Genomic DNA, 7,826 nt, shown 5'->3' with positions numbered 1-7,826 from the left:
CCCCCCCCCCCCCCCCCCCCCCCCCCCCCCCCCCCCCCCCCCCCCCCCCCCCCCCCCCCCCCCCCCCCGCTCCCACATTTGATCTTCGCTGCTTTGAGTATTGCGTTCGCTTAACTGAACGGCATTACGGCAAGCCCGCTCCTACAGGGCGTTGAGCTTATGCGCCAGGTCCAGCACCACTTTGCCGCTGTCGACAGTGGGCACCAGATGGGTAAACGGGATCTCGATCAGGCGGTTCTCCCGCACTGCCCGCAGGCGCGACAGCACCGGGTCGCGGGTCAGCAACTGGCGTTTGCGGCTGGCCGGGGACCACAGGGCGTCGGCCAGCAGGATCACATCCGGGTCGCTCATCAATAACGTCTCGCTGCTGACCCTGACCCGGTATTGATTGATCCCGGCCAACAGGTTGCGCGCTCCGGCAGCGGCCAGCAGGGCGCTGACGAAACCGTGTTGTCCTTCGCTGTCCAGGCCATTGACTTCACTGTCGAGGTAAAACACCGACAAGGGCTTGGCCGGCTTGGCCAGTGCCTGGGCGCTGGCCAGGTCGGCGTCCAGGGCCTCAATCAAGTCGCGGGCCCGCTGTGGTTGATGCAGCAGGTTGCCCAGGGTCAGCAGGTCATTGCGAATATGCCCGAAGTAATCCAGGGAGTGCCCGGCACACGCCGACTCCAACAGGTACGAGGCTACACCGTTGCCGGCCAGCCCGGTGCGCGAGGTGATGCCATTGCCAAAGGCCGTGGCAAAGCCGCCCACCACCAGGTCCGGCTTTTGCCCATACAACACCTCGCTGGCCGGGTAGCGCGGGGCAATCACCGGCACGCCTTGATACTGGCCCTGCTGGTGTGCGGTGCCGTTGTCATCCAGGTACGCCACGCCCACCAGCGCCGGGCCGGCTCCCAGGGCCAGCAGCATGTCGGCGGCGTGCTGGTTCAGGGCGACGATGCGCGACGGCGGCGCAGTAGGCAGGTGCCAATCCTGCTGGCAATTGCGATAGCCGTCCGCCAGGGCCGAGGCACTGCACAGTAGGGCCATGGCCAAGCCTGCCAGGCGCTTCATGGGTGCTCCCGGATCAGCAGTGCTTCGACCACGTCGCCGCCCACCAGGTGCACATCCACCAGGCGCACGGCATCGGCCTTGCTGCGCACGCCATACCAGCAGCGCTCCGGGTACACTGTGAGCACCGGCCCCAGGTTGCAGGGGAACTGGCAATGGGTGCGCGTCAGCAGCACACCGCCGGGTACTTCGATGTGTTGGTGTTCCAGCAGGCGTCGGCGCAGGGTTTTCCACAGTTGCAAGGCGCCACGCTGGGTGCAGCGCGGGCCGGTGCACAGCAGCACATGGCGGGCATGCTCGGGGATCCGGGACCAGTCGGGGTGGCTGTCCACCCCGTCGATGTGTGTGATTTCAGTCATCAGAAGCGATACGTGTAACGCACCTCAGAGGTGAAGGGGCGGCCCAGGTTGTCGACATTGCTGGAGCGGCTGGTGACGTAGTCGCGGTCGAACAGGTTTTCTACCAGCAGGCTCACGCGGTGTTGATGGGCGTGGTCGAGGTAGCGGTAGGCGTCGGCGTCTACGACCGAGTAGTGACCGTACTCGATGCGTTTCGAGCTGGTCACATCGTGGATATAACGGATGGCCGCGCCGGCGCCCCACAGGCGGTTCTGCGACTCGAAACCCACCCGCGAACGGGCGAAGAAACTGGGCACATCATTGATCGTGACGCCGGCGCGCGACTCGGTCAGGTTGCGGGTCATGTCCGCCTGCAGGCTCCACTGGTCGTTGAGCGCCCACTTGGCGTCGGCCTCGAAGCCGCGCATCTGGATCTGCCCCTGGCCGTTGACCCACTGGATATCGTCGAGGGTGATCAGGTCGGTGATCGTGCGCTTGAACAGGGTCAGGCTGGCACTGAACTCACGGTCGGCCAGCAGGCCCTTGTAGTCCAGGCCCAGCTCGGCGTTGCGGCTTTTTTCCGGCTTGAGGTTGCGGTTGCCGAGTTCGTCGCCGGGCTCATTGACAAACAGTTGCTCGGCATTCGGCAGCTTGTAGGCGGTGCCGTACTGGCCGCGCAGGGCCCAGTTGGCGTTGAGGTCATAGAGCGAGGTGAGCATGCCGACCGTGGCACTGTCGCCGCCGCTCATGGTTTCGTGGCGCACGCCGATACTCGGGTGCCAGTCGGGCAGGGCGTCGATCTGCGGGCGCAGTTGGCTGTACAGGGCGTGGGCCTCGGCCTGGTTGTTGTCGATGACCAGCACATCGTCCTGGCCCTTGAACCACTGGTTGTCGGAGCCGAACACCAGCACATGCCCGCCTTCAAGCTCAGCCTTGCCTTCGGCCTGCACGCCCCAGTCGGTAAAACCCCAGTAGTCATTGTGGTTGCGTACCAGGGTGCCGCCGTCGGCGGTGTTGTTGACCCGTGAATAGCGCGTATCCCAATCGTTGATATGGCCCTTGACGAAGTAACTCAGCCGCTCGTTGAGGCGTTGCTCGAAGGTCGCCGTGGCGATCTGTTGCACGCGGTCGTTGGTGGTCTTGCGGTTGTTGGTGGCGCCGGCGAAGTCCAGGTTGGCGTCGGAGTACTGGTAGAACAGCTCCAGGCGCGAGTCATCGCCAATAGACTGGATGGCCTTGGCGCCGAGGGTGGTGACTTCGTAGGAACGTTTCTTGTCGCTGACATGGCTCATGTCGCGGTTGCGAAACGGCTGGTAGCCCTCGGACACGTTATGGCTGACATAGGCCAGCAGGCCCAGGTCGCCCAGGCCGTTAGTGAAAACCCGCTCGGCCCGGGCATCGCCGGTGGTGCCGCCAAAGGTATCGACGCCCAGGTTGGTTTCGCCGGACACCTCGCGGGTCTGCGGGCTGCGCGTGACGATATTGATTACGCCCGCCACCGCCTGGGTCCCGAACAACAGGCTCTGGCCACCCTTGAGCACTTCGATGCGCTCCACGGCGTTGGCCGGCAGGGTGTCCAGGTACAGGCCACCGTACAGGCGGTTGTTCAGGCGTACGCCGTCGAGCAGGATCAGGGTGTCGTCATTGCGCCCGCCCAGCAGGGAGTAGGTGCCGTAGTCGAACGGGCCGTTTTTGGGCGCGACATAGAAACCGGGGATAAACATCTGCATCGCCCGCGTGATATCGGCGCTGGGGCCGGCGCGTTCAATCTGTTCGCGGGTGACAATCGCCACTTTGCTGCCGTATTGGGCCATCTCGGCCACGGTGGTGGATTCCACCGACGGCGCCGAAACGGTCTGCGGATGGAGCACCAGGGCCGCGTCATCGGCGAGCAGCAGCGGGCTGAACAGGCACCCCAGGAGCAGGGTCGGGCCAGAGGTAGAGGAACGTTGGAAAATCATAGTCTTCTCGAAAGTATCTTCGCAGAAGCACGCAGGAGAAGGCACCGGGCACACACCGACACCGGCCCATGCCCGCCCACCGCAGGATTATGCCAAACAGAAATTCCAGGCCGGTCTCCGGGCTCTCGCGTATCGAACCCTTCACCTTCCCATGGCGTTCTGGCCACAGTGGTGTAACGAAGGGGTCACGCGAATACCGTTGCGGGGGCAGCACCGGACTTGCTCGAACGAGCGTACCGGTTTCCCGTTTCACCTCATGCACGGCGGCATGCGGCACCTGAAACAGGCCGGCATCTGAACATTCCCACAACCGTTGGTCAACATTGCGATGCACTGCTGGCAGATCCGATCGTTGTAAGATGTGTTCTTCACCGGCTCACCCGAGATCCAGGTCCATGCAGAGCACCCGCCTGACGCTGATTTGCCATGGCTCGACCCGGGCGCAGAAACGCGGGCAATTCCCCCTCGACGAAGCCCTGGAAATACCGCCTACCCCCTTGATGCTGGCCGGGCGCTTTAAGAAAGCGCCACGCTTGCTATGTGGGCCTGAACGGCGGACCCGGCAAACGGCGATGTTGTTTGGCGAGCAAGCCAAGGTCGATGACGGCTTGCGTGATATGGATGTGGGCCGTTGGCATGGCCAGGACGTCAGCATCATCACCGACGATGAGATGGCAAGCTGGCTCACAGACAGCGCCAGCGCTCCCCATGGCGGTGAGTCGGTGGCGCAACTCTGCGTGCGGGTACGCTTGTGGATGCAGGCCCTGCAAGACCAGCCCGGCCATGTGGTGGCGGTGACACATCCATCAGTGATTCGCGCGGCCCTCCTGAATGCCATGCAATGCCCGATGGGTATGTTTTACCTGATCGATGTGGAGCCGCTGTCTTCTACTGAGCTGCGTTTCAACAGTGTCTGGCGCCTGCGCCTGGACAGCCACCGCTAGAACGGATGAAGTGGCAAAATGCAATCATTTGCGCTTATATACGGCGCTGTCTCGGCGCGCACCTATCGAATGCGTATAAATTTTGCAGATTGAGCAAGGACGTTTATGAGGGCAAGCAAGCTGATTGCGGTGGAAACCGGCAAGCACACCTTTGAGTTTGAAAACCAAGAAAGCTTGAAGTGGCAGGGCTTTTTTGATGTGGACACGGTCCGTTTGGTCCTGGGTAATAACGGTTCCGGCAAAACGTCATTACTAAGCGATATGGCGGCGTCGATTTCCTCGATGCGTGCATTGCCCCAACGATCAGTGTTTGGACAATACGAAGAAAGCATCGGCAAATTGTCGGCCGCCGAGTTGAGAAAAGTGGGGGTGATCTATTTTTCTCCTTTGCCGTATCGAAGAAGAATCCCACTCAGAAATAGATTTATCGATGCATCGCCTCGATTTGAAAAAAATGCAAGCCTGGATCAGCTTGAGCAGTTCTATTCGGTGGCCGAGGACCTGGGCCTGAGTTCAAGTTTGCGTGCAGAAATCAGCTATAGCTCAACTTTATGCAAAGATATACTTGCACCCGCACTGCTTTCTCTGGTGCGCTCGAAAACGGGACATTTAAATTCGACGTTGCTCGAAGAGTTGGTAGGGGATTATCGAAAGCTGGTGATGAGCGAGGAGGAATTCAAATCACCATATTATGAACGTGGCCATCCTCAAAGTTTATTTGACAAGCGTTTGGCAACAGTCTTGTCAAAGATCGAAAATGCCATATTGAGTTATCTGCCCACAGGCAAGGGTAGGTTTGCAATGTTGGCGGTTTTGGAGAAAGCGGTAGAAAAGCAGTCGAATAAGCTACGTTTTGCTCGGGCTTTTTTGCGGATCAACAATATTGCTATTTATGTGCAGGACCGACGCGACCATCTGATTATGAAGGATATGCTCAAAAACTTTGAGTCTACCGTTGGTTTGCTTAAAGCCGGAGGGAAGCAGCTTCAAAGAAAAAATCGAGGATATACGTTCACCATTGATTCGTCCGCACACGCTGCGCAGTTGCTCGCCTCTAATGCTGCAGTCGAGATTCTTTGGGGGGAGCAGAGTTCGGGGGTGAGGGCGTTAGTCGATCAGTTTTCATTGTTGCGCAAAGCGTTTGAAAGGATGCGTGAGAAGCGCTTGGATCATGTGCTCGTACTGATTGACGAGGGTGATGCCTACTTGCATTTGGCTTGGCAGCGTCGTTACATATATTTGTTGAATAAATTTATGGCGGCGGCTAAGGAAGAGTATGGTGTAGAAATATTACAGTTGGTGGTCGCCACTCATTCTCCGGTAATAACGGGTGATTTTCCGACGTGCATGGTCACCAATCTGGACAAGGAGCAAGGGTTGGGCGCGACCTTCGCTACGCCGTTGGAGGACATCATTTTCAAAGCATTCGATTCGGTTGCGTTAGGTGAGTTTGCTGCAAAGAAAATCAATCAATTGCATGCTCGAATAACAGATAAAGTCCTTTCTCCGCAGGACGAATTATTACTCAGTAGCATTGGTGACGTTGGTATCAAAAATGCGTTGCTGCGTGTACGCAAGGATAGTCAGAAGCCATGATCATTAATGTGTCTGATATGTGGCATAAAGCGCGTACACGCCATCGAGCATTTGTCGCGGAAAAAGTTGATCAGATGTTGATCGACTTGCATCAATTCCAGGGGCCTTGCCAGGCTGGGGTGATGGTGCAATATCGATTGGCTGATTTCATGGCTCAGTATAAAAACCAAATATGTCGGGAGTTGGCCGGAAATTTGCGCGCCATTGCTGAAGACTTTCGCAAAAGGTTCAAGTCGAAGGTCGATCGAACGACTGTGCGCCAACTCCTGGAGAAATATCTAAACTATAAGAGTTTCAGTGCCAAGCCCGCGGTTTTTCCGCCGGTTGATTGGTGTGCGTACGCACTGTGCTCTACTGTTGGCTATGTAATATGTCCGTATTGCCATATGGCGGCAATTGATGTGAGGGAGGGTGATGCGACTATTTCGGGTTATCGAGGGAGCCTGGACCATTATTATCCCAAGGCCGCAATACCGTTCCTTTCCTTGACGTTGGGTAACTTGGTGCTGGCCTGCGATCAATGTAATGGCCCGTCCATGAAGGGTTCTAAGCGCTTCGATAAGATTGCCCACCTTCACCCTTTTCTGGATCAGGAAAGTATTGGGTTTTCGTTGGCGTTCAGAGGCAAGAAACTCAGTGTGCAGCACTGGGCACTCGACCTTGATCCCTCGATGTATAAAATACGCCTTTCATTACCGGCTTATAAACAGGGGCATAAGAAAGCCATTAATTCAATTCGGACATTCCAGTTGGGCGCGCGCTATCAGGTTTTCGTCAAAAAGGCATTGGCCGTGCAGAGAATTTCCAGGGTGGAAACACGCCCTGCTGCGGTTAATGCTCACCTGCCCAAGCTTAATGTTACGCACTATGACTACATAGGGGTTGATCCCAAGGATTATAAAAACGCCCTTGCTGGAAAGTTTGTGCTCGATATTGCCAGGCAGTTTGATTTTATTTGAGCTTATTGGGTTCATTGAGTGGCGTGAACGAAACGCCTGGAGCGTGGGGCTGGAGTTTAATTCTGCCGTCAGTGGCTTGAGCATGGCAAAATCCGCACCCTCTGCCTAGCCTGTTATCGAGAACACCTGACCCATGAAAAAGATCCTGATCATCGGCATTGGCGCCGGCAACCCCGACTACATCACGATGCAGGCGGTGAAGGCGCTGAACCGCACCGACGTGTTTTTCCTGATGGACAAGGGCCAGAGCAAGGACAAGCTGATCGACCTGCGCCGGGAAATCTGCCAGACCTATATCGACGCCGGGCACGCCTACCGCTTTGTCGAAGCCGACTGCCCCGAGCGTGTGCGCGGCGAAATCGACTACACCACGGCGGTGCAGGATCTGAACCGCGACAAGCAACAGACCTTCGAGCGCATGATCAACGAACACATGGCTGACGGTGAAGTGGGGGCCTTCCTGGCCTGGGGCGATCCGGCGTTGTACGACAGCACCATCCGTATCCTGCAGGCGATCCTGGCCGATGGGCGCTGTGCCTTTGAGTTTGACGTCATCCCCGGGATTACCAGCGTCCAGGCCCTGGCGGCCCAGCATAAAGTGCCGCTGAACCGCATCGGCCGTTCGATCGAGATCACCACTGGGCGGCGGCTCGCGGCGGGGCAGGCCAGCGATGCCGATACCCTGGTGGTGATGCTCGATGCCGAGGACTCCTACCGCAGCGTTGCGGACCAGGACCTGGAAATCTACTGGGGCGCGTACCTGGGCACGCCGGATGAAATCCTGATCAGCGGCAAGGTGGCCGAGGTGGCCGATGAGATCGAGCGTGTACGCAAGGCGGCGCGCCAGGCTAATGGCTGGATCATGGATACCTACCTGCTACGCAAGCCGTAGGGGGGGGGAATGCATTAAAAAATATGGGAGCGGGCTTGCTCGCGATGGCGGTGGGTCAGTCAAATATCTATCAACTGACACAC

At 58.1% G+C, this 7,826-nt stretch carries 7 protein-coding genes and 1 riboswitch; of the genes, 4 read left to right on the top strand and 3 right to left on the bottom strand.

Features of this window, described 5'->3' with window-relative positions; genetic code table 11:
- Positions 1-141: 141 nt before the first annotated feature.
- From AC07W7_RS27010 to AC07W7_RS27000, 3 genes are read right to left on the bottom strand one after another with little or no spacing between them, the layout of a single operon-like run.
- On the bottom strand, positions 142-1,056 hold the full coding sequence (locus AC07W7_RS27010) for an ABC transporter substrate-binding protein (protein WP_495040448.1): 915 nt from the start codon (positions 1,054-1,056) through the stop codon (positions 142-144).
- The gene (locus AC07W7_RS27005) at positions 1,053-1,412 is read right to left on the bottom strand and encodes a (2Fe-2S) ferredoxin domain-containing protein (protein WP_076964310.1); all 360 of its coding nucleotides are present in this window, start codon (positions 1,410-1,412) and stop codon (positions 1,053-1,055) included. The genes AC07W7_RS27010 and AC07W7_RS27005 overlap by 4 nt, the downstream gene beginning before the upstream one ends.
- Complete coding sequence (locus AC07W7_RS27000; protein WP_076964309.1) at positions 1,412-3,352, bottom strand: TonB-dependent receptor plug domain-containing protein; 1,941 nt, start codon at positions 3,350-3,352, stop codon at positions 1,412-1,414. The genes AC07W7_RS27005 and AC07W7_RS27000 overlap by 1 nt, the downstream gene beginning before the upstream one ends.
- A 91-nt stretch (positions 3,353-3,443) precedes the next feature.
- A riboswitch (cobalamin riboswitch) is annotated at positions 3,444-3,648 on the bottom strand.
- A 99-nt stretch (positions 3,649-3,747) separates the two neighbouring features.
- Between AC07W7_RS27000 and AC07W7_RS26995 the strand changes: the two genes are divergently transcribed.
- From AC07W7_RS26995 to cobF, 4 genes are all read left to right on the top strand, one after another.
- Positions 3,748-4,296 carry a histidine phosphatase family protein gene (locus AC07W7_RS26995; RefSeq protein ID WP_495040447.1) on the top strand — a complete coding sequence of 183 codons (549 nt, stop codon included), beginning with the start codon at positions 3,748-3,750 and terminating at the stop codon, positions 4,294-4,296.
- A gap of 105 nt (positions 4,297-4,401) precedes the next feature.
- Positions 4,402-5,892, top strand: a complete 1,491-nt coding sequence (locus AC07W7_RS26990) for an ATP-binding protein (RefSeq protein ID WP_495040446.1) — start codon at positions 4,402-4,404, stop codon at positions 5,890-5,892.
- Positions 5,889-6,851, top strand: coding sequence for a hypothetical protein (locus AC07W7_RS26985; protein WP_495040445.1), 963 nt, complete (start codon positions 5,889-5,891; stop codon positions 6,849-6,851). Before AC07W7_RS26990 ends, AC07W7_RS26985 begins: the two co-directional genes overlap by 4 nt.
- A 133-nt stretch (positions 6,852-6,984) precedes the next feature.
- On the top strand, positions 6,985-7,743 hold the full coding sequence (cobF, locus tag AC07W7_RS26980; RefSeq protein ID WP_099170396.1) for a precorrin-6A synthase (deacetylating): 759 nt from the start codon (positions 6,985-6,987) through the stop codon (positions 7,741-7,743).
- The last annotated feature ends 83 nt before the right edge of the window (positions 7,744-7,826 follow it).

Source organism: Pseudomonas sp. GW821-FHT01D09, assembly GCF_059422465.1.
This window is presented reverse-complemented; position numbering and strand designations above follow the sequence as displayed.